This window comes from Nocardiopsis sp. M1B1 (assembly GCF_052466615.1).
The window spans coordinates 3,370,685-3,394,717 of sequence record NZ_CP196194.1; the positions used below are offsets into that span (position 1 = coordinate 3,370,685).

23 protein-coding genes and 1 pseudogene are annotated in these 24,033 nt (G+C 72.3%); 14 read left to right on the forward strand and 10 right to left on the reverse strand.

The features are described 5' to 3' along the window. Nucleotides 1-115 precede the first annotated feature (115 nt). Nucleotides 116-1,162, forward strand: coding sequence for a tyrosine-type recombinase/integrase (locus ACSTA4_RS14545; RefSeq protein ID WP_061083622.1), 1,047 nt, complete (start codon nucleotides 116-118; stop codon nucleotides 1,160-1,162). Between the two features lie 34 nt (nucleotides 1,163-1,196). Here ACSTA4_RS14545 and ACSTA4_RS14550 read toward each other — a convergent pair whose 3' ends face one another. Genes ACSTA4_RS14550 through ACSTA4_RS14560 form a run of 3 tightly spaced genes read right to left on the reverse strand, consistent with a single transcriptional unit; the run spans nucleotide 1,197 to nucleotide 2,586 of the window. Further along, entirely contained in the window at nucleotides 1,197-1,331 is a 135-nt protein-coding gene (locus ACSTA4_RS14550) for a hypothetical protein (protein ID WP_017611624.1), read from the reverse strand. Further along, complete coding sequence (locus tag ACSTA4_RS14555; protein WP_017611623.1) at nucleotides 1,328-1,948, reverse strand: methyltransferase family protein; 621 nt, start codon at nucleotides 1,946-1,948, stop codon at nucleotides 1,328-1,330. The genes ACSTA4_RS14550 and ACSTA4_RS14555 overlap by 4 nt, the downstream gene beginning before the upstream one ends. A 5-nt stretch (nucleotides 1,949-1,953) precedes the next feature. Then, complete coding sequence (locus ACSTA4_RS14560) at nucleotides 1,954-2,586, reverse strand: class I SAM-dependent methyltransferase (RefSeq protein WP_017611622.1); 633 nt, start codon at nucleotides 2,584-2,586, stop codon at nucleotides 1,954-1,956. A gap of 43 nt (nucleotides 2,587-2,629) precedes the next feature. Between ACSTA4_RS14560 and ACSTA4_RS14565 the strand changes: the two genes are divergently transcribed. Genes ACSTA4_RS14565 through ACSTA4_RS14580 form a run of 4 tightly spaced genes read left to right on the forward strand, consistent with a single transcriptional unit; the run spans nucleotide 2,630 to nucleotide 6,072 of the window. Beyond that, nucleotides 2,630-3,013, forward strand: coding sequence for an ArsR/SmtB family transcription factor (locus ACSTA4_RS14565; RefSeq protein WP_026118041.1), 384 nt, complete (start codon nucleotides 2,630-2,632; stop codon nucleotides 3,011-3,013). Next, a complete protein-coding gene (locus tag ACSTA4_RS14570; RefSeq protein WP_168444094.1) occupies nucleotides 3,006-4,979 on the forward strand; it encodes a heavy metal translocating P-type ATPase in 1,974 nt (657 codons plus the stop codon). The genes ACSTA4_RS14565 and ACSTA4_RS14570 overlap by 8 nt, the downstream gene beginning before the upstream one ends. 44 nt (nucleotides 4,980-5,023) lie before the next feature. Next, complete coding sequence (locus ACSTA4_RS14575) at nucleotides 5,024-5,491, forward strand: signal peptidase II (protein WP_017611619.1); 468 nt, start codon at nucleotides 5,024-5,026, stop codon at nucleotides 5,489-5,491. Beyond that, a complete protein-coding gene (locus tag ACSTA4_RS14580; protein ID WP_017611618.1) occupies nucleotides 5,482-6,072 on the forward strand; it encodes a cadmium resistance transporter in 591 nt (196 codons plus the stop codon). The genes ACSTA4_RS14575 and ACSTA4_RS14580 overlap by 10 nt, the downstream gene beginning before the upstream one ends. 45 nt (nucleotides 6,073-6,117) lie before the next feature. Here ACSTA4_RS14580 and ACSTA4_RS14585 read toward each other — a convergent pair. Both ACSTA4_RS14585 and ACSTA4_RS14590 read right to left on the reverse strand, forming a co-directional pair. After that, nucleotides 6,118-9,084, reverse strand: a pseudogene (locus ACSTA4_RS14585) (Tn3 family transposase); the annotation flags it as partial. Between the two features lie 140 nt (nucleotides 9,085-9,224). After that, nucleotides 9,225-9,701, reverse strand: a complete 477-nt coding sequence (locus ACSTA4_RS14590) for an SDR family NAD(P)-dependent oxidoreductase (protein ID WP_444963999.1) — start codon at nucleotides 9,699-9,701, stop codon at nucleotides 9,225-9,227. Nucleotides 9,702-9,788: 87 nt separating this feature from the next. Between ACSTA4_RS14590 and ACSTA4_RS14595 the strand changes: the two genes are divergently transcribed. After that, the gene (locus tag ACSTA4_RS14595; RefSeq protein ID WP_444964000.1) at nucleotides 9,789-10,649 is read left to right on the forward strand and encodes a helix-turn-helix transcriptional regulator; all 861 of its coding nucleotides are present in this window, start codon (nucleotides 9,789-9,791) and stop codon (nucleotides 10,647-10,649) included. A gap of 375 nt (nucleotides 10,650-11,024) precedes the next feature. After that, nucleotides 11,025-11,930, forward strand: coding sequence for an aminoglycoside phosphotransferase family protein (locus tag ACSTA4_RS14600; RefSeq protein ID WP_444964001.1), 906 nt, complete (start codon nucleotides 11,025-11,027; stop codon nucleotides 11,928-11,930). A 115-nt stretch (nucleotides 11,931-12,045) separates the two neighbouring features. Here the strand turns inward: ACSTA4_RS14600 and ACSTA4_RS14605 are convergent, their stop codons facing one another. After that, nucleotides 12,046-12,978, reverse strand: coding sequence for a phosphotransferase (locus tag ACSTA4_RS14605; RefSeq protein WP_444964002.1), 933 nt, complete (start codon nucleotides 12,976-12,978; stop codon nucleotides 12,046-12,048). Nucleotides 12,979-13,186: 208 nt separating this feature from the next. Continuing rightward, nucleotides 13,187-13,609 carry a VOC family protein gene (locus tag ACSTA4_RS14610; RefSeq protein WP_444964003.1) on the reverse strand — a complete coding sequence of 141 codons (423 nt, stop codon included), beginning with the start codon at nucleotides 13,607-13,609 and terminating at the stop codon, nucleotides 13,187-13,189. A 268-nt stretch (nucleotides 13,610-13,877) separates the two neighbouring features. On the opposite strand from ACSTA4_RS14610, the gene ACSTA4_RS14615 reads away from it, so the two are divergent. The 5 genes from ACSTA4_RS14615 (at nucleotide 13,878) to ACSTA4_RS14635 (ending at nucleotide 19,007) form a co-directional block, all read left to right on the forward strand. Next, the gene (locus ACSTA4_RS14615; protein WP_444964004.1) at nucleotides 13,878-14,885 is read left to right on the forward strand and encodes a helix-turn-helix transcriptional regulator; all 1,008 of its coding nucleotides are present in this window, start codon (nucleotides 13,878-13,880) and stop codon (nucleotides 14,883-14,885) included. A gap of 181 nt (nucleotides 14,886-15,066) precedes the next feature. Continuing rightward, the gene (locus tag ACSTA4_RS14620; RefSeq protein ID WP_444964005.1) at nucleotides 15,067-15,927 is read left to right on the forward strand and encodes an inositol monophosphatase family protein; all 861 of its coding nucleotides are present in this window, start codon (nucleotides 15,067-15,069) and stop codon (nucleotides 15,925-15,927) included. Nucleotides 15,928-16,029: 102 nt separating this feature from the next. Further along, complete coding sequence (corA, locus tag ACSTA4_RS14625) at nucleotides 16,030-17,001, forward strand: magnesium/cobalt transporter CorA (RefSeq protein ID WP_444964006.1); 972 nt, start codon at nucleotides 16,030-16,032, stop codon at nucleotides 16,999-17,001. Nucleotides 17,002-17,164: 163 nt separating this feature from the next. Then, nucleotides 17,165-17,734: a TetR/AcrR family transcriptional regulator gene (locus ACSTA4_RS14630; RefSeq protein ID WP_444964007.1), complete on the forward strand. Its 570-nt coding sequence runs from the start codon at nucleotides 17,165-17,167 to the stop codon at nucleotides 17,732-17,734. Nucleotides 17,735-17,822: 88 nt separating this feature from the next. Beyond that, complete coding sequence (locus ACSTA4_RS14635) at nucleotides 17,823-19,007, forward strand: GDSL-type esterase/lipase family protein (RefSeq protein ID WP_444964008.1); 1,185 nt, start codon at nucleotides 17,823-17,825, stop codon at nucleotides 19,005-19,007. 122 nt (nucleotides 19,008-19,129) lie between these two features. Here ACSTA4_RS14635 and ACSTA4_RS14640 read toward each other — a convergent pair whose 3' ends face one another. Both ACSTA4_RS14640 and ACSTA4_RS14645 read right to left on the reverse strand, forming a co-directional pair. Beyond that, nucleotides 19,130-19,855 carry a Mut7-C RNAse domain-containing protein gene (locus ACSTA4_RS14640; protein ID WP_444964009.1) on the reverse strand — a complete coding sequence of 242 codons (726 nt, stop codon included), beginning with the start codon at nucleotides 19,853-19,855 and terminating at the stop codon, nucleotides 19,130-19,132. A 116-nt stretch (nucleotides 19,856-19,971) separates the two neighbouring features. Next, entirely contained in the window at nucleotides 19,972-20,838 is an 867-nt protein-coding gene (locus tag ACSTA4_RS14645; protein WP_444964010.1) for an LLM class flavin-dependent oxidoreductase, read from the reverse strand. 341 nt (nucleotides 20,839-21,179) lie between these two features. Here ACSTA4_RS14645 and ACSTA4_RS14650 point away from each other — a divergent pair, with 341 nt between their 5' ends. Continuing rightward, nucleotides 21,180-21,722 (forward strand): MOSC domain-containing protein, encoded by a 543-nt coding sequence (locus ACSTA4_RS14650; protein WP_444964011.1) that lies wholly within the window; start codon nucleotides 21,180-21,182, stop codon nucleotides 21,720-21,722. Nucleotides 21,723-21,740: 18 nt separating this feature from the next. Here the strand turns inward: ACSTA4_RS14650 and ACSTA4_RS14655 are convergent, their stop codons facing one another. Continuing rightward, nucleotides 21,741-22,604: a sigma-70 family RNA polymerase sigma factor gene (locus ACSTA4_RS14655; RefSeq protein WP_444964012.1), complete on the reverse strand. Its 864-nt coding sequence runs from the start codon at nucleotides 22,602-22,604 to the stop codon at nucleotides 21,741-21,743. Between the two features lie 95 nt (nucleotides 22,605-22,699). Here ACSTA4_RS14655 and ACSTA4_RS14660 point away from each other — a divergent pair, with 95 nt between their 5' ends. Continuing rightward, entirely contained in the window at nucleotides 22,700-24,010 is a 1,311-nt protein-coding gene (locus ACSTA4_RS14660; RefSeq protein ID WP_444964013.1) for an FAD-binding oxidoreductase, read from the forward strand. The last annotated feature ends 23 nt before the right edge of the window (nucleotides 24,011-24,033 follow it).

Below are 24,033 nucleotides of genomic sequence, written 5' to 3' on the forward strand. Positions count from 1 at the left end.
GTGTCGGTAAGGAGCGCGTCACCAAGTGCCAAGTAACCCGCGAGTAACTTAGTCGACGCTTGCGGCGGATGCCCGTACTTCTGGAAATCAGCGTTCCCGGAAGTAGCCTGAGGACATGATTTCTGGAAACACACCTCCTGTCGGAGGACAGCCCCCGGTTTCCACTTCTGGAAACACACGCACCGGCCGGCCGCGCCGAACCCTCGACCTGCCCGACGACCTGGCGGATGAACACCGCGCCTTCGGCGAGAAGCTGGCCGCCTCCACCGATTTGGGGACGGCCACCCGCGACAAGTACCGGCGCAACGCCGCCCACTTCCTGGCCTGGCTCGCCCAGGCGCGCGAGGCCGGCGCCCTGGACGGCGACCCGCTGTGCGATGCGGCCGCGCGGGACTGGGCGGTGCGCGACTACCGCCGCACGTTGAAGAACACCCGCACCGCCCGGGGAACCCACCTGTCGGCGGCCACCATCAACAACCGCCTCGCCGCCATCGACGCCTTCTTCGCCCTGCGCGGCTCGGGACGGCCCGACGTGGTCCGCGAGCACCTGGCCCGCCCCAGCGCTCCACGCGCGCTCGAGGCCCGCGCCAAGCTGAGGTTCCTGCGCACCGTGGCCCGCGACGCCTCCGCCCGGGACCGGGTGATCTGCCACCTGGCCTACTACACGGGGTTGCGCATCGCCGAGATCGTCGCCCTGGACGCGGCCGACATCCGCCTGTCCGCGCGCCGGGGCAGCGTGCGGGTGCGCGGCAAGGGACGGTTGGGCGGCAAGGACCGCACCGTCCCGCTGCACGCCGAGGCCCGCGCCTCCCTCGAACTCCTCCTGGACGAGCTCGGCCGCCCTGCTGCCGGTCCGCTGGTGCGCAACCGCGACGGCCAGGCGCTGTCGACGCGGGCGGCGAACGCGGTGGTGTGCGAGTTGGGGTCAGCGGCCGGAATCGGACCGGGCGACGACGGGGAGGCGTTCGGCCCACACGTGCTACGGCACACCTTCGGCACCGACCTGGTGCGCGGCTGCGGCGACCTGGCGAAGGAGCCGGTGGACCTGGTGACCGTGGCCGAGTTGATGGGGCACGCCGACATCAACACCACCCGCCGCTACGCTCTGCCCACCGAGGCCGACAAGGCCGCCGCCCTGGAGGTGCTCACCGTCGACCGGTGAGGCCCGCAGCGCCGCACGATGCCTCATGCGTGCCCTAGGACAGCAGGAAGGCGCCGACGACCACCAGGGTGGCGGCGCTGATGGCCACGACGAGGACCAGCGCGATCGTGCCGGTGCGCTCTTCTTCGGGGGTGGGGTCCTGGTCGCTCGGGGTGCAGCAGCCGCTCATCGGGGTCCCTTCGTGGTGGTGTGGTCGGTGAGGCGGCCGATCCCGGGCAGGAAACGGCCGGTGCGCGCGGCGTAACCGGAGTAGGCGGCGCCGTGGATGCGCCGCAGGTAGGGTTCCTCGATCGCCCTGACCTGCATTTGAACGCCGATGAGGACGGCGGCTGCGCCGAGTACGGCGATGGGGTTGGGGACCGTCAGGGCCAGGCCCAGCGACATCGCGGTGTAGGCGGTGTAGATGGGGTTGCGGGCGATGCGGAACGGGCCGCCGGTCACCAGGTGCGGGCGTTCGGTCTCATCGGGTGTGGTTCGCCAGGCCTGGCCCATGGCGAGCTGGGTGGCGAAGGTCCCCGCCACGCCCAGGGCGGCCAGGGCCGCGCCGGCGGTGCGCAGGGCGGGCTGGTCGAGGCCGGGCAGCGGCGTGAGGCCGGCCAGTTCGGCGATGGGTGCGGCGACGCCGGTGGCCAGGCTGCCCAGTGCGAGCGGGAGTCGGGCGGCCCAGGCCAGCGGGCTGGCCGGGCGTCGGATCCCGGTGTCGGTGCCGTGGCGTCGTTGGAGTTGCGTCTTGGTCGCGGTCAGGACGATGAAGACGCCGTAGAGCACCAGTGCGGTGATGGCCATCGTGCTCACCTGCCCTTTTGGGTGCGGGTGGCGACGCCGAGGAGGTAGTCGCTACCGATGCGGGTGCGCCAGTTCTCGCCGATGTGCAGGCCGTGGCGGGGCAGCTCGGCGAGGAACTCGCCCGCGCTGAACCGGTCGGCGGTGGGGTGGTCGAACAGGGCCTTGTAGGTGGGGCGGGCCAGGGCGGTGGCGGTGACCTCGTCGAAGAAGAACCGGCCACCCGGTGTGAGAACGCGGGCGACCTCGGCCAGGGCCTCTCTCCAGTTCGGGATGTGGTGGATGATCGCGAAGTCGAACACCGCGTCGTAGGAGGCGTCCTTTCCGCCGTCGATGGGGCCGAAGGCGGCGGCCAGGTCGGTGGCCGAGCCGCGCGCGAGGTAGACGCGCTCGCCGTGGCGCTGAAGGCGGCGCCGTGCTTTGGCCAGCATTTTGGGGTCCAGGTCCACGGCGTCCACGGACGCGGCGCCGAAGGTGTCCAGGATGAGTTTGGTGCCGTATCCGGGTCCGCATCCCAGCTCGGCGGTGTGGGCGCCTGGCGTGCGCCCGCCCAGTTCGACCAGCACTGCGGCCTCGTAGTGCTGCAACCAGCGCCGGGGCGGTGAGTCGATCAGCGCCGACTCCACGCGGTTCATGAGCATGCCCACACCTTTCAACATCGCCAACATGGGATATGATCGCTATATGACGATGAATAGCACGGATGAGTGCGTAGCCACAACTACGGGCTTGGGCGCTGCCGAGGCGCTCTTCCACAGCCTCTCCGACGGCACCCGGCTGGCCATCGTGCGCCGCCTGGCCCAAGGTGAGGCGCGGGTGTCCGACCTGGTGGAACAGTTGGGACTGGCCCAGTCCACGATCTCCAAGCACGTGGCATGCCTGCGCGACTGCAACCTGGTCGACGGGCGTCCCGAGGGACGGCAGGTGTTCTACTCCCTGACCCGCCCCGAGCTGCTGGACCTGCTGGCCTCGGCCGAGATCCTGCTGGCCGCGACCGGCAGCGCGGTCGCACTGTGCCCCAACTACGGAACCGACAGCACGACGATGACGGAGGTGCGCGGTGAGTGACGCGTGCGGATGCGGTGGCGACGAGCCCCGCGCAGGGGAAGCAGCCGAAGAGCACGAACCGGAGGCGTTGTGGCAGGTGAGCGAGATCCGCTTCGCCGCCGTCGCCGCGGCGCTGCTGCTGGCCGGGTACGGCGCGGGCTGGGTCGGCGCCGGCGACCTGGTGGGGTTGGTTCTCAAGGCCGCCGCGCTGGCGGTCGCGGGGTGGACGTTCGTCCCCTCCACCGTGCGCCGCCTGGCTAAGGGCAGGATCGGCGTGGGCACGCTGATGACCATCGCCGCCGTTGGCGCCGTGCTGTTGGGTGAGGTGGGCGAGGCCGCGATGCTGGCGGTGCTCTACACCATCGCCGAAGGGCTGGAGGAGTACTCCGTGGCCCGCACCCGCCGCGGCCTACGCGCCCTGCTGGACCTGGTCCCCGACCAGGCCAGAGTGCTGCGCGACGGAACCGAGCGCACCGTCGACCCGGCCGAGCTGGTCGTGGGCGACACGCTGGTGGTGCGCCCCGGGGAGCGCCTGGCCACCGACGGCCGTATCGCCTCCGGGCACACCAGCCTGGACACCTCGGCCATCACCGGCGAGTCCGTCCCCGTCGAGGCCGGACCCGGGAACGAGGTGTTCGCCGGCTCCATCAACGGCACCGGCGTCCTGGAGGTGACCGTCACCTCCACCGCGGCCGACAACTCCCTGGCCCGCATCGTCTCCATCGTGGAGGCCGAGCAGTCCCGCAAGGGCGCCGGACAGCGCCTGGCCGACAAGATCGCCAAACCGCTGGTGCCCGGGGTGATGATCGCCGCCGCCCTCATCGCCGCCCTCGGGGCGCTCTTCGGTGACCCGCTGATGTGGATCGAACGCGCCCTGGTCGTGCTGGTGGCCGCCTCCCCCTGCGCGCTGGCCATCTCCGTCCCGGTCACCGTGGTCGCCGCGATCGGCGCCGCCTCCAAGCACGGCACCCTGGTCAAGGGCGGCGCCGCCCTCGAAGCCATGGGCCGGGTCAAGACCGTCGCGTTGGACAAGACCGGCACCCTGACCCGCAACCGCCCGGCCGTCATCGAAACCGCCCCGGCGCCCGGCCACACCGCAGAGCAGGTACTGGCGGTGGCCGCCGCGCTGGAGGAGCGCAGCGAACACCCCCTCGCCCGCGCCATCCTGGCCGCCGCCCCCGCACCCCAGCGGGCCGAGCACGTGGAGGCGGTCACCGGAGCCGGGCTCACCGGAACCCTGAACGGCCGCAGTGTCCGGTTGGGCCGACCGGGCTGGATCGAGGCCGACCCACTGGCCGGGGACGTGAAGCGGATGCAGCACGCCGGGGCCACCGCCGTCCTGGTCGAGGACGACGGCGCGCTGCTGGGCGCCATCGCGGTGCGCGACGAGCTGCGCCCCGAGGCGGGCGAGGTCGTGGCCTCCCTGCGCGGTGCGGGCTACCGGGTGGTGATGCTCACCGGCGACAACCACGCCACCGCCACCACCCTGGCCGCCCAGGCGGGCATCGATCCGGGTGACGTGCACGCCGAGCTGCGCCCCGAGGACAAGTCCCGCATCGTCGGCCAGCTACGCGAACACGGCCCGGTGGCGATGGTCGGCGACGGCGTCAACGACGCACCCGCCCTGGCCACCGCCGACCTCGGGATCGCCATGGGCGCCATGGGCACCGACGTGGCCATCGAGACCGCCGACGTCGCTTTGATGGGCGAGGACCTGCGCCACCTGCCCCAGGTCCTGGGCCACGCCCGCCGCTCTCGGGTCATCATGTGGCAGAGCGTGGGACTGTCGCTGGCCATCATCATCGGCCTGATGCCCCTGGCCCTGTTCGGCATCCTGGGCCTGGCCGCGGTCGTGCTGGTGCACGAGGTGGCCGAGGTCGTGGTCATCGGCAACGGCATCCGCGCCGGACGCACCCGCCGCCTGGGACTGGCTCCCGGTGGTCCCGCCACCGCCGCACCACGCGAGCGTGCGGGGGCGACGGCGTGAGGCCGACGACACCGACTGCGGCCGGCACGCTCCCCCGTTGGGGCGTGCTGGCCGCCGCCCTCACACTCACAGCCGCCGACCTGGCCCTGAAGGCCCTAGCCGAAGACCGGCTGACCGGCGGGCCCGGACCACAACTCCTGGGGCTGCTGGAGTTGCGCCTGACCTACAACCCCGGCGTCGCTTTCAGCCTGGGCGCGAGCATGCCCACATGGGTCATCGTGGCCCTCACCGGGCTCATCACCGCCGCCGTGGCCGCCTACGCCTGGCGCACCGCCCCTACCACCCCGCTCGCGGGCCGCGTCGGTCTGGCCGGGATGTTGGGCGGTGCGCTGGCCAACCTCATCGATCGCGGCCTGGACGGTGTGGTCACCGACTACCTGCACAGCGGCTGGTGGCCCACCTTCAACCTCGCCGACGCCTTCATCGTCGCAGGGGCGGTACTGCTCGTGCTCACGTCCGCCCGCCAGGGCGCACCGGCACCGCCCGGTAAGGACTCCGACCCGTGGACCTGATCATCATCGCCCAGGCGGCCGGCCTGTTCGCCCTCACCAACATCGACGACATCGTGGTGCTCGCGCTGTTCTTCGCCCAAGGCGCCGGGCACCGCGGGGCCACCGCCAAGATCGTGGCCGGGCAGTACCTGGGCTTCATCGCGATCTTGGCCGCCGCGCTGGCCGCCACCTTCGGCGCGAGTTTCCTGCCCGAGGAGGTGCGCGCCTACTTCGGGCTGCTGCCGCTGCTGCTGGGCCTGCGCGCGGCCTGGAACCTGTGGCGCGGCGATGACGACGATGAGGCCCCCGACAGCGACAACGGCCCGGCCCTGCTCACCGTCGCCACCGTCACCTTCGCCAACGGCGGCGACAACATCGGCGTTTACGTCCCCGTCTTCGTCACCGTCGGCTACGCCAGTCTGGCCGTCTACGCGACGGTCTTTCTGATCCTGGTCGGTGTGCTGTGCGCGGCCGGCAAGTTCCTGGCCACCCGCGCTCCCATCGCCCGCGCGCTCAGCCGCTGGGGTCACATCCTGCTGCCTCTGGTCCTCATTGTCCTGGGTGTGGTCATCCTCATCGAGGGCGGCGCCTTCGGACTGTAGGCACACCCACCGGTTCCCGCACCCGGTCCGGACACCGTCTCGGTCTCATCCACCCAGGGCCAGGCGGTTGCCCATGTTCAGACGGATGTCGCCATAGGGGTTCATGTTCGAGGAGAACAGCGGGGTGAGCCCGCGCCGGTCCTCGGCCGTCAGCGTGTTCTCCCACTCGGGTTCGGCCAGCACCTGCTGGAGCATCAGCGTGTTCACATACACCAGGCACGCCTGGAGGATGTGCAGGGCGAGCATGGTCAACTCCTGCTCCTCGCGGCGGTTGGAGGACAGCTCCCCCGTCTTGCCGTAGAGGATCTCGCCGTGGATGCCGTGGGAGTTCTCCACCACGTTCAGCCCCGACCCCACCTCGTACTGCAAATCGCGATCGCGCAGGTAGCGCGCCGCAAACGCGGTCTTCTCGGCCCGGCCCACCTCCAGCATCGCCGCGTAGGTGGGGTGGGAGGCGGCCCGGGTGAAGCGGCGCAGGATCGCCTCGGTGGAGGCGGTGCCCAGCCGGATCGCGGTGGCGTACTTGATCATCTGGTCGTACTGCTGGGCGATCAGGTCCCAGCGGATCGGCCGGGTCATCGCAGGCCGCAACAGCGGGTAGGTTTCCAGGTCGCCGCGGTCGGGCTGGTAGAGCTTGACCCGGTTGATCTGCTTGATGCGCGGCAACAGCTTGAACCCCAGCAACCGCGTGATACCGAACCCGATCTCGGACTGGCCGTGGGAGTCGACGTAGTTGGCCTCCACGTTCATCGAGGTGCCGTGCCGCATCGCCCCCTCCACCATGGCGTGCACCTCCGAGGCCGAACACGACAGCAACTGGGAGTGCACGGCCATCGACCGCTCCTCGATGTGCCAGTAGATGAGCACACCCCGGCCCCCGTACCGCGAGTGCCACTCGGTGAACAGGTTCTGGTCGAACGCCTTCACATGCGTGGAGTCCGACCCCACCGCGGTCGACCCCTGCCCCCAGAGCGCTTCGGAGCGGATGGCGAAGGTCGCGTTGGCGATCGCGCGGGCGGCGCCCCGGGCCCCCTCGATGGTGAAGTAGCGGCGCCGGATGTAGCGCAGGTCGTCCTCGGAGTAGGCGTGCTCGCCCGCAGCCGCCCGACGCAGCCCGGTGTTGGTGCCATAGGCGTAGATCACCAGGATCAGCCGCTCCCACAGCTCCTCGGTGGTGATGGCCTCGCGGGTGCCGACCCCGGTGAAGGCCTCCAGCATCCCGGTGCGCAGCGCGGTCTCCTTGAGCATGTCCAGCAAAGGGACCACACCCCACTTGGCGCGCACCGCCTTCTTCAACCTGCGCAGGTTGCGCGGCTCAGCACGCGCCTCCAACGGCGTCAGGCTGATCGCCCCCGCCTTGCGCTCGGCGACCTCCACCCACCCCAGGCGGGGCAGCGCGTCGTTGAGGTGGGCCAGCTCGGTCACCATGTCGCCGCGCAGGCGCGCGATGAACTCATCCGGATCCAGGGGCTGGTTCAACTTCCGGTAGTTCTCCACGCGCTTGTCCGCGAAGTCGGCGGGCAGGTCCTCATCCGGATTGCGCCACCGGTCCGCGCCCACCACCCAGATCTCCTTGCAGCGCAACTGCTCGCGCAGGCTCTGGAACACCCCGCACTCATAGACGGTGCGCAGCACCCGCACCCGGCCGCGCTGGTCGGTGCGGTGCAGCAGCTCGCGCAGCTCGAAGGGGATCACCCCGTCGACGGGGACGTGCTCACCGGCGTCGTAGTAGGGGCGGTTGTTGGCCACCTCCCGGTAGCGGCAGATCAGCTCCAGGGCCTTGACCAGCGGGCGGTGCACGTCGTTGGAGGAGTGGAACTCCAGCACGTCCAGCAGTTGGAGCAGCCCCACGCGGTAGTGGTTGGAGTAGGAGGACTTGAACACCCGCTGCTTGTGCTGGCGGTAGCTGGTGCCCTTGGACCGGAACTCGGCCAGCAGGTCCTTCAGCGTCTGCTCACCGCCGGCGGCCGGGTAGACCACCTCGCGCACCAGCGACTCCGGCGAGCCCACGGACGCCTCGGCGATCCGGAAGAGGATGTCCTCCTTGCCCGAGACCCGCTTGAGGTCGCGAACGAACTCGGCGGTCACGACCTTCTCCGCGCGGGCGTTGATCTTGTGCACGGTCGAGATCACCAGATCGACCAGGGTGTCGGTGATCTCCCGCTCACGTGAGAACAGCAGCGCTCCCAGCAGGCACACCTTGATCTGGTGCGGGTGGCCGCGCAGGTGCGAGGGAGCCTCGGCCGCGGCCCGGTCCCGCCACGCGGCCACCATCGTGGCCGGGAGGCGCGCGAAGGCCCGGTGCGGCACCCCGACAGCGCGCACCGCTTCCAGCTTCGTCTTCTCCGCGATCAGCGTCTTGAGGCTGACATTGCCCGGGGCGTCCTTGATCCGCGCATACACCTCGGGGCCCTCCCCTGCCGCCGGCGCCTCGTCGGGGTCGTCGCTGGCCTGACCGATCAGCGTGAGCATCCGCTCCACGACCTCGGCGGGCACCTCGCCCACCGCGCGGGCCATCATCTGATCCTCGGCCTGGCTCAGCGCCGAGCGCACGATCCGCTCGATGCGGGTCTTCTCCGGCGGCTCGATCAGCTCCTCTTTGCAGTGCTCCAGCAGGCGCTGGCGTACCCGGTCGGGGTTGCGCTCCTGGTCGCACACGTTCTCGGCCAACCACAGCGTGACCTTCTCGGCGTCGGGAACCGAGCACTCGCCGAAGCCGGTGAACTCGCGGATCTCGGTGCGGTTCCGCTTGGCCGAACGCCCCTGCCAGTCGTAGAAGGCGATCTCGGAAGGCTCGACCTTGACCTGCCTGGCCACGTGGACGACGGCGTTGTCGGGCACCTCACCGCGGCCGCGCGGGAACCGGCCGCGCCAGAGCAGGAAACGCAGGGTCAGCGCGAACCCGAGCCGGGTCGCCCCGGACTTGTTCCGCAGCAGCCTCAACTCGTCGGCGGTGAGGGTGAAGGCGTCGAGGAGTTCGTCCAGGTCCAGATCACGCGCCACCCGACCGTCCCCTGCCCGCTCGTGTCCCTGGCCGAGCGGTACGCCCGGCTATCCACGATCTTCCGGGGCGCTGGGGCTGGTTGTCCGGAGAACCCGTAAGTTACTCGCGGGTTACTTGGCACCTGGTGACACGCTCCTTACCGACACCCCTAGGCGGGGAAGCTGGTGCCGACCACGGAGGTCGAGAAGCCCACGAACGAGCCGCCCGCGCGTAGTCGTCGGGCGGCCTGCTGGGCGACGACGAAAGCGCCGCGGATGTTGGTGCGGTGTACGGCGTCGAGCACTGCCAGGTCGAGGTCGGCGATGGGCGCCAGAGCGAGTCGGCCGGCGCAGTTCACCACGACGTCCACCTCACCGAACACCTGCTCAGCCCGGTCGAACAGCTCTGCGACCGCGTGCTCGTCCGCCACGTCCGCCCGCGCCGAGACCGCCCGCCCGCCGGCGGAGGTGATCGCCGCCACCACCTCCTCGGCGGCAGCCGCGTCGCGGGTGTAGTTCACCACGACGGCGAGGCCGTCCTGGGCGAGCCTGAGGGAGACCGCTCGGCCGATGCCGCGTGATCCGCCGGTAACGACGGCGACACGCGTGTCCGGCGAAGGGGTGCTCGTGGTGTGGTCCGTAGTCATGTCCTCCACGGTGCACGCCGCCGACCGGCGGAACCAGGGGATCTCATCCCCTGTGTCGGCGGCCCGGCCGGACGCAGAATGGACGGCATGGGTTCTGTGAGATACACCGAGCTGGGAGCTTTCCTGCGCTCGCGGCGTGAGCGCATCCGTCCAGCCGATGTGGGACTTCCCCACGGGCTCCGCCGCCGGGTGCCCGGGCTGCGCCGCGAGGAGGTCGCCCAGCTCGCAGGCGCATCGGTGGACTACTACAACGAACTCGAACGCGGCGCCGGGTCCCAGCCCTCCGAACAGATGGTCGCCGCGCTGGCGAGGGCCCTGCGCCTGACCGCTGACGAGCGCGACTACCTCTACCACCTGGCCGACCGCCCGGTTCCCGCGCACGGCGGACCGGCCTCGCACGTCCACCCCGGCATGCTCGACCTGCTCATCCGTCTGTCGTCGACACCCGCACAGGTCATCACCGACCTGCACGTCACCCTCGTACAGAACCCGCTGGCGATAGCGCTGCTCGGGGACCACTCCGGCCTCCGCGGCGCTCGGGCCAGCTTCGTCCACCGGTGGTTCACCGACCCCGGCGCCCGGCAGATGTATCCCGAAGCCGACCACGAGGGCCAGTCCCGGGCCTTCGTCGCCGACCTGCGGGCAGCCGCCGCCAGACGAGACGCCAAGGACACCGAAGCCCGCTCGATGATCAGCTCGCTGACCGACGCCTCCCCCGAATTCGCCGCCCTGTGGGCCGAACACGACGTGGCGTTCCGGCGCGACGACCGCAAACGCCTCAACCACCCCACGCTCGGCCTGATCGAGGTCAACTGCCTCCACCTGTTCAGCGAGGACGGTCGGCAGCGGCTGCTCTGGTTCACCCCCGCGGTCGGCACCGACAGCGCCGACCTCCTTGACCTGCTCGCCGTTCTCGGTACCCAGGAAGTCACCGGACCGGCGCTCTGAGGGCCTCCCGACCGCGGTGTCGGCTGCCGGCGCGACCCGGCGGTTTCGCTCGACGAGGTCCACGATGTGACTCGGCAACAGCACCATGCCGCCTTACGGTCGAGCGGTCCAGCGCTCCGGGGCATCCCGCCCGCCGCAGCAGCAGCGTCCCGGCGGTCATCGCCGCCGCACCAGTGGCGGCCACGACGGGGGCGAGGGCGATGGCCGGGACGCCGAAGGCGAACGGTGCGATGGTGGCGCCCGCGAAGAAGGTCCGGATCGCCTTTCGGGCTTACCCGGTTCGCTCCCCACTGGGTCCCTCCGGAGGCGAGGGGCCCAAGGCGTGCGCGTACCGGCGGCGGGCACGACCGGACCCGTGAACTACTGTTGCCTGCCATGGCGCACCCCCCGATCGGCCTCACCGCTGAGTTGGTCCGAGGTCTGCTGCTCGAACAGCACCCCGACCTCGCCGACCGCCCCCTGCACTCGGGAACGCGGGGCTGGGGCAACCAGATGTGGCGGCTGGGCGACGACCTCGCGGTCCGGCTGCCCTGGTCATCGCCGTCCACCGACGCGCTGATGCGCGCAGAGCTCCCCTGGCTGCCCACACTCGCCCCGCGTCTTCCCCTGCCGGTCCCGGTCCCGCTGCGGCTGGGCGTGCCCAGCCCCCGGTTCGAACGGCCCTGGATCGTCACCACCTGGGTACCGGGCACACCCGCCGACCTGGCCCCCGCCACGAACGCCGAACGAGCGGCCGAGGACCTGGCCGCCTTCCTGACCGCTCTGCACCGGCCCGCCCCCGACAACGCCCCTGACAACCGCAAGGGCGGACCCCTCGCCGCCTGCGCCGAGCAGTTCCGCGAACAGTTCGCCTCGGCCACCGCGATGGGACTGGTCGAGGATCCGGACGCCGTCCGCGCGATCTGGAGGAACGCCGTCGCCGCACCCGCGTGGCGGGGCCCCGCGCTGTGGCTGCACGGCGACCTGCATCCGGCCAACGTCCTGACAGCGGACGGCACCTTCTGCGGCGTGGTCGACTTCGGCGACCTGTCCACGGGCGACCCGGCCTGCGACCTGGCCGCCGTGTGGATCCTGCTGCCGGACGGCGCCGTGCGTCGCTTCTACCGCGCCTACCGGCCGGCCCCGGACCCCGCGACCCTGCGCCGGGCCCGTGGATGGGCCGTGCTGTGCGCCCTGGGCGGCCTCCTCGTCGGCGAGGCCGGGGTCCGCGGACGCGAGGGCGGCCACGCCAGTTGGGGGGCTCCCGCCCGCGCCGCGCTGCGGCGCCTCACCAGGGGCTGAACAGGGCCACGACGGGGAGGGGCCCCGCGCCTTCGGGGCGGTCGAGACGCCCCCCGCCTGCCCTGGGCGGCCTCCGGGCCGGGGTGCTCCTCGCAGCGGTAGCGGGGCACGCGCGCTACGCGTTCGCCCGGCGCAGGCGTTCGGCAGCCTGCGCGCGCACGGCCCGGCCGCACACCGGTGAGGCGCCGTGCACGGCCTCCCAGCGCGCGTTGTGCGCCGCGGGCCACAGGCTGGCCGCCCACGCGACCTCCCGCTCCCGCGCGGTGAACCCGCGTCCCCGGTGATGCTGGTAGGCCGCCAGGAAGGCCGCGGAACTCTCGACCGGGGCCAGGGTCGGCGGCGAGGCGCTGGCGAAGGCTCCGCATGCCGCTCCCACCAGTGCCGCCTCCGGCTGCCACGCCAGGCTGTCCCAGTCGTGCACGGCCTCCACCCGCCCGTCCCGCCGCCAACGCAGGTTCTGCGCCTCGAAGTCGGCGTGACCCAGCACGCACGGCAGGTCGGCGGCGAGCAACCGTTCGCGGACCCGGGCCGCCGCGTCCACCACGTGCGCGGGCACGGCGCGCTGGTCGCGCTCGTCCAACTCTCCGATCCTCGGCCACAGCCCGGGATCGGCGTGGTCCCACCGCACCCAGCGGGGGTTCGGCGGCGCGGCGTCCACGTCGGCCAGCGCGCGCATCAGCCGGGCGAACACGGCGGCGCAGCGCACGGCCACGTCCGGTGAGTCGCCGCGCAGCGGGTCGCCACCGGAGCGCATCTCCTCGGCGTGCACGGCCAGCGCGCCGACGGCGACCGCGGGCGTGAGCGGCCTGGGACAGGCGAACCCCCGCTGCGCCAGCTGGGCCTGCGCGGCGACGCACGAGGAGACTCGGCCCTCGTCGGGGCGGGCCTTGACCACGACATCGCGTCCACCGGCCAGGCGCAGTCCGAACACCGCCGACACCGACCGCGCCGCGAACAGCACGCGGACCGGTTCGTCCCCCAACCGGTCCGCGCACCACGGCCCGAGCCAGTCCGGTAGGGCGTCGAGTGCGACGGTGTGGAACGGCACGGTGCGGATTGTGCCATGTGCGCCGTGCCCGGCGAAAGCGCCCCGCCACGGGGCGTCGGGCGTCATCGCCGCCGGGGCCGCGGCGTGGCGGAGGAGGCGCCGGTCGGCTCTTCGGCGGACCGCACCCTCCCCTGTCCGGACGGGAACTGGGGACAGGGGGTGTGCGCCGGGCGGGTGCTCGGCCCGGCGCACAACCCCCCGTGCGGGGTCAGCCGTTGTAGGGGGCCGCCACGTCCAGGACCCAGACGACGCCGAAGCGGTCCTTGAGCATGCCGTAGAGCGGCGCCCACTGGGAGGGCTCCAGCGGCTGCACGATGGTCGAGCCGACGGACAGTTTCTCCCAGAAGGCGGTGATCTCGTCAGCGCTGTCACCGCGCACGGAGACGAAGACGGCGTTCTCGCCCTGGTCCCACGGCATCGCCGAGGGCACGTCGTAGGCCATGACGCGGAACCCGTTGTCCGCGACCACCTGGCCCCAGACCACCCAGTCCGCCTCGTCCGGGTCGGTGACGCTGCCCGCGTCCTTGTAGGTGACGGCGACGACGTCCCCGCCGAAGACGGAGTGGTAGAAGTCGAGCGCCGCGCGGGCGTCGCCGCGCAGGTTCAGGTGGGTCGTGGTCGTGACGGACATGCTGGCTCCCTGGTCGAGTCGGGTGTGGACGGGCGCCGAGCGGGTCCGTGTCACGGGCGGGCGGTCCCGCGTGGCCACGGCGTCCGCCCGGAACCGTGTTCGGGCGGACGCTGCCTCTCCTGTGGGCGGTGGGCACCAGGTGCCCACCGCCCACAGGGTCGTGACCTGCGATGACCGTGCCTGTGTCGGCCCCCGTCGGCGTCTGCGGTCTCACACTGGCAGGGGTAGGGGCCAGGATGTGTCCTCTACTTCCAGCAGGATGGGTTCCATGGTGATGAAGGCTTCCGCCCGTCTGCTGGCGCTGCTCTCCGTGCTCCAGACCCGCCGGGACTGGTCGGGCCGGGACCTGGCCGCCCGGCTGGACGTCAGTGCGCGCACGGTCCGCCGCGACGTGGACCGTCTGCGCGAACTCGGCTACCCGATCACGACCTTCAAGGGGCCCGACGGCGGGTACCGGCTCGACGCCGGGTCGCGGATGCCCCCGCTGCTGTTCGACGACGACCAGGCCGTCGCGCTGGCCGTGGCGCTCCAGGCGGCCACGGCCACCTGCGCCGGGATCGGGGAGGCCGCGGCGCGCGCCCTCAACACCGTTCGCCAGGTCATGCCCGCCCGCCTGCGCCAACGGATCAACGCGGTCCGGGTCGCCGTGGTCGCGCCGCCCGCCGCCCCGCGGGCTCGGGTCGGCGGCGGGGTGCTCACGGAGATCAGCGCCGCCGTGCACGCCCGCGAGGAACTGCGCCTGGACTACGCCCCCGCCTTCCGGTCCTCCTCCGGGGAGGAGGCGGACGCTGTGGTTCCGCGCCGGGTCCAGCCCCACCACCTGGTCACCTGGGCGGGGCGCTGGTACCTCCTGGGCTGGGACGTGGAGCGCGACGACTGGCGGACCCTGCGGGTGGACCGCATCGCGCTGCGCAGTCCCAACGGTCCCCGGTTCACCCCGCGCGAGGTGCCGGGGGGCGATGTGGCGTCCTCCCTCATCGGCCGGTTCCGGGGTTCGGACGGCGCGGTCGACTGGCCCTGCCGCGGTGAGGTGATCCTCGACCTGCCCGCCGCCGCCGTTGCCCCCTTCGCGCACGACGGGCTGGTCGAGGAGGTGGGCCCCGAGCGCTGCCGACTGGTTCTCGGCTCCTGGTCGTGGGTCGGCCTGGCCTCGGCCGTCGGCCGCTTCGACGCCGACTTCGAGGTCGTCGGACCACCAGAGCTGGAGGACGCCTTCGCGCGGCTGGCCCGCCGTTACGCGGGCGGCGGCCGTCAGGCCCGCGCCCCCGAGCGCTGACCGCGCCGGAGGGCGGAGGGGCACTTCGCGCCTCATGCTCCTTTCTTCCCTGGGAACGCGCCGTGCCCGGCTTGCGCCCTTGCCTTCTAGGAGCTGGTCACCCCCGGACCCGGGCGGGTGGCTCCGGGCTACGCTCACGACGAGTCGTTACCGTTGACCGGTCGCATGGTGGAGGGCACGGATGAGCGATGAGAGCGATCTGGACTTGGCACACCGGCTGGCCGACCTCGCCGGAGAGATCGCGATGGGACACGTGGCCGCGGGCGTCGGTGAGGTCCGGACAAAGAGCGATGGCAGCCCCGTTACTCCGGCCGACCGCCGTATCGAGCGGGAACTGCGTGAGTTGGTCGCCCGGGAGCGTCCACGTGACGCCTTCACCGGCGAGGAGTTCGGCAGCCGGGGGCACAACCCGCGCCGGTGGATCATCGACGCGATCGACGGCACCAGGAGTTTCCTCTCCGGTGAGCCGGAGTGGGGAACGCTGATCGCCCTCGCTCAGGAGGACCGTGTCCGCCTCGGTCTGGTCCGCGCACCGGCTCTCGCCCGGCGCTGGTGGGCGGTACCAGGCGGGGGTGCGTGGACGGTGGCCGATCGCGGGGCGGTGGGACGCAGTGAGTCGCCCCGCCGCCTGAGCGTCACGGCCACGGGGCGTCTGGACCGGGCCTCGGTCGGGATCTGGCCGCCTCCCCGACGGATCGCCGACCACATCCGTCCGGCGGCCGCTGAGCTCGCCGCCGTGGCGGGACGCGCGATCCCCGCGCTCGACTGGACCGGTCGTGACTCCGCGACGCCCACACCCCCCAAGCCCTCGACCGGCTCCGGGACCTGCCACGGCGGACTGCTCGTGGCAACGGGTCGTTTGGACGCCTTCCTGCTGGTGGGTGCCGGCCCCTGGGACATCGCCGCCCTCGTGCCGATTGTCCGTGAGGCGGGCGGTGCTTTCAGCGACCTCGCTGGAAGGGACCGCTACGACACAGGGGCCGCGCTGTTCAGCAACGCCCGGGTCCACGACGAGGCCCTGGGCGCCCTGCGCACCGGGTGAGACCAACGGGTTTCGGCGGGGGTGCGAAGCCCGGGCCGGGAGGTTGTCCGGTGCGCGGGATCGTGCGTACAGAAGGGGATACAGCGCCCATAATGATGGCTCGTGATCATAGACAAGGCCTACCACGACGGCAGGCGCCAGGAGATCGAGGGCGACATCAGCGACGCCTTCGACGAGGCCCGCCGCGAGCAGGGTGACTGCTTCGTGTGGATCGGGCTCCACGAACCCACCGCGGAGGAGTTCAGCCTCATCGAGGAGGAACTCACCCTCCACCCGCTGGCCGTGGAGGACGCGCTGACCGCCCACCAGCGCCCCAAGCTGGAACGCTACGACGACACCCTGTTCGCCGTGGTCAAGACGCTCGCCTACGACGAGGAGACCTCCGACGTCGAGGTCGGCGAGGCGATGCTGTTCATCGGCGAGGACTTCGTGGTCAGTGTCCGCCACGGCGCGGCCAATCCTCTCGATCGCGTCCGCAGGCGTCTGGAGGCCGATCCCACGCTGCTGGCCGTCGGCCCCGCGGCCGTGCTCCACGGGGTGTGCGACGAGATCGTCGACCACTACGGCACGGTGGTGCACAAGATCGAGTCCGACATCATCGAGCTGGAGCGGGCGGTCTTCCGGCCCGGCGGCTCGGACGTGACCGCGGACATCTACCACCTCAAGCGCGAGGTGCTGGAGTTCCGCAGCGCGGAGAGCCCGCTCATCCCGGTGCTGGAGGAGATCGCCAAGGGGCGCGTCCAGCGGTTCGAGGAGACCCGGGAGTACTTCCGCGACGTCCTGGACCACCTGCTGCGGGTGGACGACCAGGTCGACGACCACAACGAGCTGCTCACCAGCGCGCTCACCGCCCACCTGGCCCTGCTGGGCAAGCAGCAGAACGAGGACGTCCGCAAGATCTCCTCCTGGGCGGCCGTCATCGCGATCCCCACCATGATCGCCGGGTTCTACGGCATGAACTTCGACCACATGCCCGAACTGCACTGGCTGTTCGGATACCCCCTCATCATGGGCGTGATGGTGGGGGCCTCCGGCCTGGTCCACCACCGGTTGCGCAAGAACGGCTGGCTGTAGGCACGCCGGGCCGGGAGGGCACGGCTCCCTCTTCGGCCCGGGCACGGTCCACGAACGCGTCGCCCTTCCCTTCATTGCACGGGCTCGTGCCTGATATCCACAACCTCTTGCCTAAAGTCTTTAGGGAAAAGTACAGTGGTTTCTGGCAGAGATGAGAGAGGTTATGGCACGCGCGGGACTGACCACCGAACGCCTCACCGAGGCGGGAGCCGAGCTCGCCGACGAGGTCGGCTTCGAGCGGGTGACCGTCTCCGAACTGGCCCGGCGCTTCGACGTCAAGGTCGCCAGCCTGTACTCACACCTGCGCAACTCCCAGGACCTGAGAACCCAGATCGCCCTGCTCGCCTTGGAGGAGCTCGCCGACCGGGCCTCCGACGCCCTGGCCGGACGGGCGGGCAAGGACGCCCTGACCGCCCTGGCCAACGTCTACCGCGACTACGCCCGCGAGCATCCGGGCCGCTACGCCGCCGCCCAGTTCAGACTCGACCCGCAGACGGCCGCCGCCAGCGCCGGTGTGCGGCACGCACAGATGACGCGGGCGATCCTGCGCGGCTACGACCTGTCCGAGCCGGACCAGACGCACGCGGTCCGCCTGCTGGGCAGCGTCTTCCACGGCTACGTGACCCTGGAACTGGGCGGAGGGTTCAGCCACAGCGCCCCCGACACCCAGGAGACCTGGATACGGACCCTGGACGCCCTCGACGCCCTGCTGCGCAACTGGCCCGAGCCCTGACAGCGGCCCGCGCCCTCCCGTCGGCACCGAGCCGCGCGCCCACCGGCCCACCAGACTTCACGACGGCCCCGACCACCAGGTTGACATCATGAACACCCAGCACCACTGGACCACCACACCCCTGACCGCGGACCTCCTGCGCGGCGCCCTGGACCTGGAGCGCACCGAGCACGGCGTGCTGCCGCACCGGCTGCCCGCGCGGGCCCGCGTCCAGTGCGAGGACCCGCAGCTGCTCATGGCCGAGTCCCAACCCTCCGGGGTACGGCTGGCCTTCCGGACCCGGGCCAGCACCGTCGAAATCGACACGCTGCCCACCAAGCGCGCCTACACGGGCGCCCCGCCCCGCCCGGACGGCGTGTACGACCTGGTCGTGGACGGTCAGCTCGTCGACCAGGCCAGTGCGACCGGCGGCAACACCCTGACCATCGACATGGCCACCGGCTCCGCCGAGCACCGGCCCGGACCGGTGGCCACCGTGCGCTTCACCGGCCTGCCCGACCGCGTCAAGGACGTCGAGATCTGGCTGCCGCACAACGAGACCACCGAACTCGTCGCCCTGCGCACCGACGCGGCCGTCGAACCCGCACCCGACCGGGGGCGCAGGGTGTGGCTGCACCACGGCAGCTCCATCAGCCACGGCTCCAACGCCGCCAGCCCCACCGCCGTCTGGCCCGCACTGGCCGCCTCCCTCGGCGGTGTGGAACTGGTCAACCTCGGTCTGGGCGGCAGCGCCCTGCTCGACCCGTTCACCGCCCGCGCCATGCGCGACACCCCCGCCGACCTGATCAGCCTCAAGATCGGCATCAACCTGGTCAACGCCGACCTGATGCGCCTGCGCGCCTTCGGCCCCGCGGTGCACGGCTTCCTCGACACCCTCCGCGAGGGCCATCCCGGCACGCCGCTGCTGGTCGTCTCGCCGATCCTGTGCCCCATCCACGAGGACACGCCCGGCCCCTGCGCCTTCGACCCGGACTCCCTGCGCACCGGGGAACTGCGGTTCCGGGCCACCGGCGACCCCGGCGAGCGCGCCGCCGGAAAGCTGACGCTCACCGTCATCCGCGAGGAACTGGAGCGCATCGTGCGCCAGCGCACGGCCGAGGACCCGAACCTGCACTACCTCGACGGGCGCGAACTCTACGGTGAGGCGGACAACGCCGAGCTGCCGCTGCCCGACGAACTACACCCGGACGCCGCCACGCACCGGCGCATCGGCGAACGCTTCGCCGAGCGCGTCTTCGGCGCGGGCGGCCCGTTCCACGACCACAGACCCTGAGAGCCCGACCGGCCCGCCCTTGCCGCGCGGCCATCGTCGTCCCACTGGTCGGCCGGACACGGAACGGGACAGCGCCCTGGGCGAGGGGCGCTCCGGGCCCGGTCCGCTCCCCGTGGTGCGGGTCAGGCCGGTCCGGGGCGCGCAGAGACCAGCTCCTGGGCCTCGCGCACGATCTGGGCCAGCCGGGAGTGGTGGGCGCCGGGCCAGTACACCCGCTCGCACCCGGAGCAGCGCGCGAACACGTCGTAGGTGGCGCGGGTGCCCGCCTCCAAGTCCTGGCGCACCTCCTCCTTGGTGGCGTGCACCAGTTCGCCGTTGCACGCCGGGCAGCGGGTCCAGGGCCGTAGAGGCGGGGCGAAGCGCTCCAGCACCTCGCGCAGCTGCCCGGCGGGCCGCTGCTCGCGCACGTAGCCGCCCGCCCGCAGTCCGCTGCGGCTCAGCAGTCCGCGGTCGCGGGTGAGCAGCACCCTGTCCTCGGCGTTGGCCTGGCGGAACAGGGAGGGGTCGTCGCGGTCGTTGTCGTAGGCGGTGTCCAGACCCAGCAGGCGCAGGCGCCGGGCCAGGGTGCCCAGGTGCACGTCGAGCAGGAACCGCGGCTCGGCGAAGGGCAGGCGCTGCGGGTACTGCACGGGTAGGACCTCCACGGCCTCGCCCGGGGCGGGGATGTGGGAGACGGGGGTGGTGCGGCCGTCGACGCGCAGCGCGCCGACCTCGGTCAGGGGTACGCCCAACGACTGGACGACGTGTCCGAGGGTGGAGGTGGAGTCGCCCTCCACGCGCACGGTTCCGCTCCGGTGCCGTGAGGGCAGGAAGAACCGCAGTTCGGGCGCGAAACTCAGGTCCAGCATCGGTTCTCTTCCTTCCAGGGGGCCGTTCCAGCGGGCCGTTTCCGCCCGCAGACCATAGGGCCGACCGGTGGCGGCGGACGCGGTGCGGCAGGTACCCGGCGCGGCCGGTGAGCGGTTCAGGACAGGAGCGGGCGGACTCGTTCGGCGGTGAAGCGCACGAAGCCCTCGGGGTCGGGCTCGTCGGCCGTGGGCTGCAACACCACGGTGTCGGCTCCGGCCTCGGCCATGTGCCGCACCGCCCCGGCGACGCGGTCGGCGCCCCCTGCCACGCCGGTCTGCGGCGTCAGGCCCTCGGCGCGCAGTTCGGCGGCCATGCGCCGGTCGGCGTCGGGGCCGGTGGCGGCGAGCAGGTAGACGGTCACGGGGTGGTGGCCGGGGCGGCCCGCGGCCTGGCGTCCCTGGTCGACCAGCTGTCGTGCCCTCCGCACGCCGTCCACGCCCGCGGCGGCGTCCAGGATGGTGCCGTCGGCGGCCCGTCCGCTCAGGTGCAGGGTCCGCGGTCCGCGGGCACCGGCCAGTACGGGAACGGGGGTGGTGGGCGGGTAGTCCAGAGCGACGTCGTCCAGGGTGACGTAGCGGCCCCGAGAGGTGACCCGTTCCCCGGCCAGCAGGGCGCGCAGTGCGTCCAGGTGTTCGCGCAGAAGGGCGAGCGGGGAGTCGGGGCGCGCGCCGACCTGGGCCATCCAGTCCTGCACGCCGTGGCCCACGCCGATGCGTACGCGGCCGGGGAAGAGCCGGTGCAGGGTGGCGGTCTCCATGGCGGTCAGGGCGACGTTGCGCAGGGGGACGGGGAGCAGGCCCACGCCCACGGTGAGGTTCTCGGTCCAGGCCAGGGCGGCCGAAGCGGCGGCCACGCCGCTCTCCAGGAAGCAGTCCTCCCACAGCCAGAGCTGGTCGAGTCCGGCCTCGTCGGCCGCGCGGGCCACGGAGCGCAGGCGCTCGGGGGGCAGTTGGGGGCGGAAGACGGCTCCGAGTTCGGTCATGGTGCCGTTCTATCGGGCGGGGGCGGGCGGGGACAACGGTTTTCGCCCTCCCCACCCCCTGCGATGCGGACCGCGGCCTCCACCGACGGGAGGAGGCCGCGGTCCTGGTCGCTCAGGGCGCGAGGCGCACCACGCCGCCGGAGTCCGTCACGGCGACCAGGGTGATCTCGAAGCCGTTCATGACGAACACGCCCCCCGGCTCCCCTTCTAGAGGACCTGGAGCGGCCCGGCCGGGGCGGTCTGCGAGCGGTGCCGGGCCGACAGGGCCGCTCCCTCCCGACAGGTGCCGAACTGGCTAGGCTGTGGCGCGGAACACCTGAGCGAGCGAGGGGATGGCGTCCATGGACCCGGTAGTGGAGTCGGTCAGCAGTAGTCCCGGCCACACGTTCAGCAAGGCCGCCCTGCCCCGGATCCGTCTTCTGGCGGGGTTGGGCGTGGAGGGTGACGCCCACCTGGGCGCCACCGTCCAGCACCTGTCCCGGATCGCCGCGGACCCCGACCAGCCCAACCTGCGCCAGGTCCACCTAGTGCACACAGAGCTCCTGGAGGAGGTCGGCGAGGCCGGGTTCGCGGTCGCCCCTGGACAACTGGGCGAGAACATCACCACCCGCGGCTTGGACCTGCTGTCCCTGTCTGTGGGCACCGTCCTGTCCTTCGGTGACGGGGCCAGCGTTCGGGTCACCGGCCTGCGCAACCCCTGTGCGCAGATCGACGGCTTCTCCCGGGGGCTGCTCAAACAGGTTCTGCACCGCGAGGAGGACGGAACCGTGGTACGCAGGGCTGGAATCATGGGCGTCGTCCTGACCAGCGGCACGGTCGAACCCGGTATGGCTGTGCGTGTGCGGACACCCCAGGGTGCCCGCACACCTCTCGAACGGGTCTGAGGAGAGCCGCCGGGCCCCTCACACCAGCGAGGCCAGCAGCTCGGGGTCGGCGTGCACGCGGATGCCGACGACGCGGTCGCCCTCGACGGTGAACGCCAGCGCCGCGTAGGGCCGCCCCTGCGACAGGGACACCAGCCCGGGGAGGCCGTCCACGGTCACCACGCGTGCGGACTGGGCCAGGCGTGAGAAGGCGATGGCCTGCCCCGCCACCGCCTCGGCTCCGCTGGTGGCCGTGGGCACGCCCCGCATCGTCGCGATCTCGTCGGCGCTGACGGTCACGTCGGGGGCCAGCACCGCCATCAGCCCTTCGAAGTCGCCGCCGCGCGCCGCGGCCATGAACGCCTCCACCACCCGGTACCGCCGGGCCGGGTCGGGCGTGCCGTCGGCGTCCGCGCCGCGCACACGGCGCCGTGCGCGGCTGGCCAGCTGCCGGACGGCCGCCGGGGTGCGTTCCAGGATGGACGCGATCTGGTCGAAGGGCAGTGCGAACAGGTCGTGCAGTACGAACGCCAGCCGTTCGGCCGGGGTGAGCGTGTCCAGGACCACCAGCAGCGCCGTCCCCACCGAGTCGGCCAGGAGCGTCTGCTGCTCGGGGTCGGTCTGCGGGGCGGCCAGGAAGGGTTCGGACGCGTCCTCGCCCACCGGGTCCTCGCGGCGAGAGGCGCGTGAGCGCAGCATGTCCAGGCACACCCGGCCCACGACGGTGGTCAGCCATCCGGCCAGGTTGTCGATGCTCTGGGCGTCGGAGCGGCTCAGCCTCAGCCACGTCTCCTGCACCGCGTCCTCGGCCTCGCTCGCCGATCCGAGCATCCGGTGGGCGATCGAGCGCAGCAGCGTTCGGTGCTCCTCGAAGAGCGCGGCCCACATCTCGTCCGTGTTCATCTGTCACATTCCTTCGTCGGCGTCCGTCGTGGTTTCGATTCATCGTGCTGACGTCTGGACGCGGCCCGATGTGACCGGTTTCGACGAGGAGATCCATGAACACCTGGAACGAACTGCGTTCGCTGCTGCGCGGCCGTGTGCTCACCGGCGGCGAGGAGGGATTCGACACGGCCCGGCGCCCCTGGAGCCTGTCCGTGGACCAGCCCGTGGCGGCGGTGGTGGAGGCCGCCGACGCCGACGACGTGGCCGCCCTGGTCCGCCACGCCCACCGGGAGGGGCTGGCGGTGGCCGCGCAGCCCACCGGGCACGGCGCCTCCGGTGACGTCAAGGGCGCGGTGCTGCTGCGCACCAAGGCACTGGACGAGGTGAGCGTGGACCCTGAGCGAAGGGTGACCCGTGTGGGCGCGGGTGTGCCCTGGGGGCGTGTGCAGGAGGCGGCCGCCGCGCACGGCCTGACCGGTCTGCCGGGCAGTTCCCCGGTGGTCGGCGTGGCGGGGTACACCCTGGGCGGGGGTCTGAGCTGGTTCGGCCGCCGCCACGGGTGGGCTGCCGACGGCGTCGTCGCCTTGGAGGTGGTCGACGCCCGGGGGGAGCGGGCGCGGGTGACGGCGGAGTCCGACCCCGACCTGTTCTGGGCGCTGCGCGGCGGCGGGGGCGACTTCGCGGTGGTCACCGCCCTGGAGTTGGCCCTGCATCCCGCGCCACGGCTGTACGGCGGGCGCGTGGTGTGGTCCGCCGATCGGGCGGAGCGGGTGCTGGCGGCCTACACCGAGGTCACCGCGCACGCGCCGCGGGAGCTGACGGTGTGGTTGAACCTGCACCACGTCCCGGACCGGGAGCCGACGGTGTCGGTGGACGCGACCTTCCTGGGCGGGCCGGAGCGGGCGCGTGAGCTGCTGAGTCCGCTGGAGGCGGCCGGGCAGCCGCTGCGCGACACCCGCGGGGTGCTGCCGCTGACCGGACTGGGGTCGATCACCGCCGAACCCACCGACCCCTCGCCGGGCCTGGCGCGCGCCGCGCTGCTGGCCGACCTGGGCCCGGAGGCGGTCGGGGCGCTGCTGGCCGAGCCGATCGCCCCGCTTCTGGGCGTGCAGGTACGCCACCTGGGCGGCGCGTTCGCCGACGCCTCCGACACCCCGTTCGGTCCGATGGACGAGCGCTACTACCTCTACGCGATGGGAGTGCCGTTCAGCCCGCGGATGGCTCCGCGGATCCGGGCGCGTATGGAGGGGCTGGTGGCGTCGCTGGGATCGCACGTCAGCGGCCGCAAGCCGTTGACCTCGCTGGTGCCGGGGGAGTCGGTCGCCGACGTGTTCTCCGCGCGGGCACTGGAGCGGTTGCGGCGGATCAAGGCCGAGCGCGACCCGCAGAATGTGGTGCGGTCCAACTACCCGGTGCTGGGCTGACGCGGGCCCGGTCCGGGCGGTGG

Excerpts from the sequence above, each read along its gene's own strand:
- ACSTA4_RS14630 (WP_444964007.1), top strand. The coding sequence starts at position 17,165 with ATGGCACGCGCGGGACTGACCACCGAACGCCTCACCGAGGCGGGAGCC.
- ACSTA4_RS14655 (WP_444964012.1), bottom strand. The coding sequence starts at position 22,604 with ATGAACACGGACGAGATGTGGGCCGCGCTCTTCGAGGAGCACCGAACG.
- ACSTA4_RS14660 (WP_444964013.1), top strand. The coding sequence starts at position 22,700 with ATGAACACCTGGAACGAACTGCGTTCGCTGCTGCGCGGCCGTGTGCTC.
- ACSTA4_RS14545 (WP_061083622.1), top strand. The coding sequence starts at position 116 with ATGATTTCTGGAAACACACCTCCTGTCGGAGGACAGCCCCCGGTTTCC.
- ACSTA4_RS14600 (WP_444964001.1), top strand. The coding sequence starts at position 11,025 with ATGGCGCACCCCCCGATCGGCCTCACCGCTGAGTTGGTCCGAGGTCTG.
- ACSTA4_RS14640 (WP_444964009.1), bottom strand. The coding sequence starts at position 19,855 with ATGCTGGACCTGAGTTTCGCGCCCGAACTGCGGTTCTTCCTGCCCTCA.
- ACSTA4_RS14560 (WP_017611622.1), bottom strand. The coding sequence starts at position 2,586 with ATGCTCATGAACCGCGTGGAGTCGGCGCTGATCGACTCACCGCCCCGG.
- ACSTA4_RS14565 (WP_026118041.1), top strand. The coding sequence starts at position 2,630 with ATGACGATGAATAGCACGGATGAGTGCGTAGCCACAACTACGGGCTTG.
- ACSTA4_RS14550 (WP_017611624.1), bottom strand. The coding sequence starts at position 1,331 with ATGAGCGGCTGCTGCACCCCGAGCGACCAGGACCCCACCCCCGAAGAA.
- ACSTA4_RS14645 (WP_444964010.1), bottom strand. The coding sequence starts at position 20,838 with ATGACCGAACTCGGAGCCGTCTTCCGCCCCCAACTGCCCCCCGAGCGC.
- ACSTA4_RS14620 (WP_444964005.1), top strand. The coding sequence starts at position 15,067 with ATGAGCGATGAGAGCGATCTGGACTTGGCACACCGGCTGGCCGACCTC.
- ACSTA4_RS14555 (WP_017611623.1), bottom strand. The coding sequence starts at position 1,948 with ATGGCCATCACCGCACTGGTGCTCTACGGCGTCTTCATCGTCCTGACC.
- ACSTA4_RS14615 (WP_444964004.1), top strand. The coding sequence starts at position 13,878 with ATGGTGATGAAGGCTTCCGCCCGTCTGCTGGCGCTGCTCTCCGTGCTC.
- ACSTA4_RS14595 (WP_444964000.1), top strand. The coding sequence starts at position 9,789 with ATGGGTTCTGTGAGATACACCGAGCTGGGAGCTTTCCTGCGCTCGCGG.
- ACSTA4_RS14650 (WP_444964011.1), top strand. The coding sequence starts at position 21,180 with ATGGACCCGGTAGTGGAGTCGGTCAGCAGTAGTCCCGGCCACACGTTC.
- ACSTA4_RS14635 (WP_444964008.1), top strand. The coding sequence starts at position 17,823 with ATGAACACCCAGCACCACTGGACCACCACACCCCTGACCGCGGACCTC.
- ACSTA4_RS14590 (WP_444963999.1), bottom strand. The coding sequence starts at position 9,701 with ATGACTACGGACCACACCACGAGCACCCCTTCGCCGGACACGCGTGTC.
- ACSTA4_RS14610 (WP_444964003.1), bottom strand. The coding sequence starts at position 13,609 with ATGTCCGTCACGACCACGACCCACCTGAACCTGCGCGGCGACGCCCGC.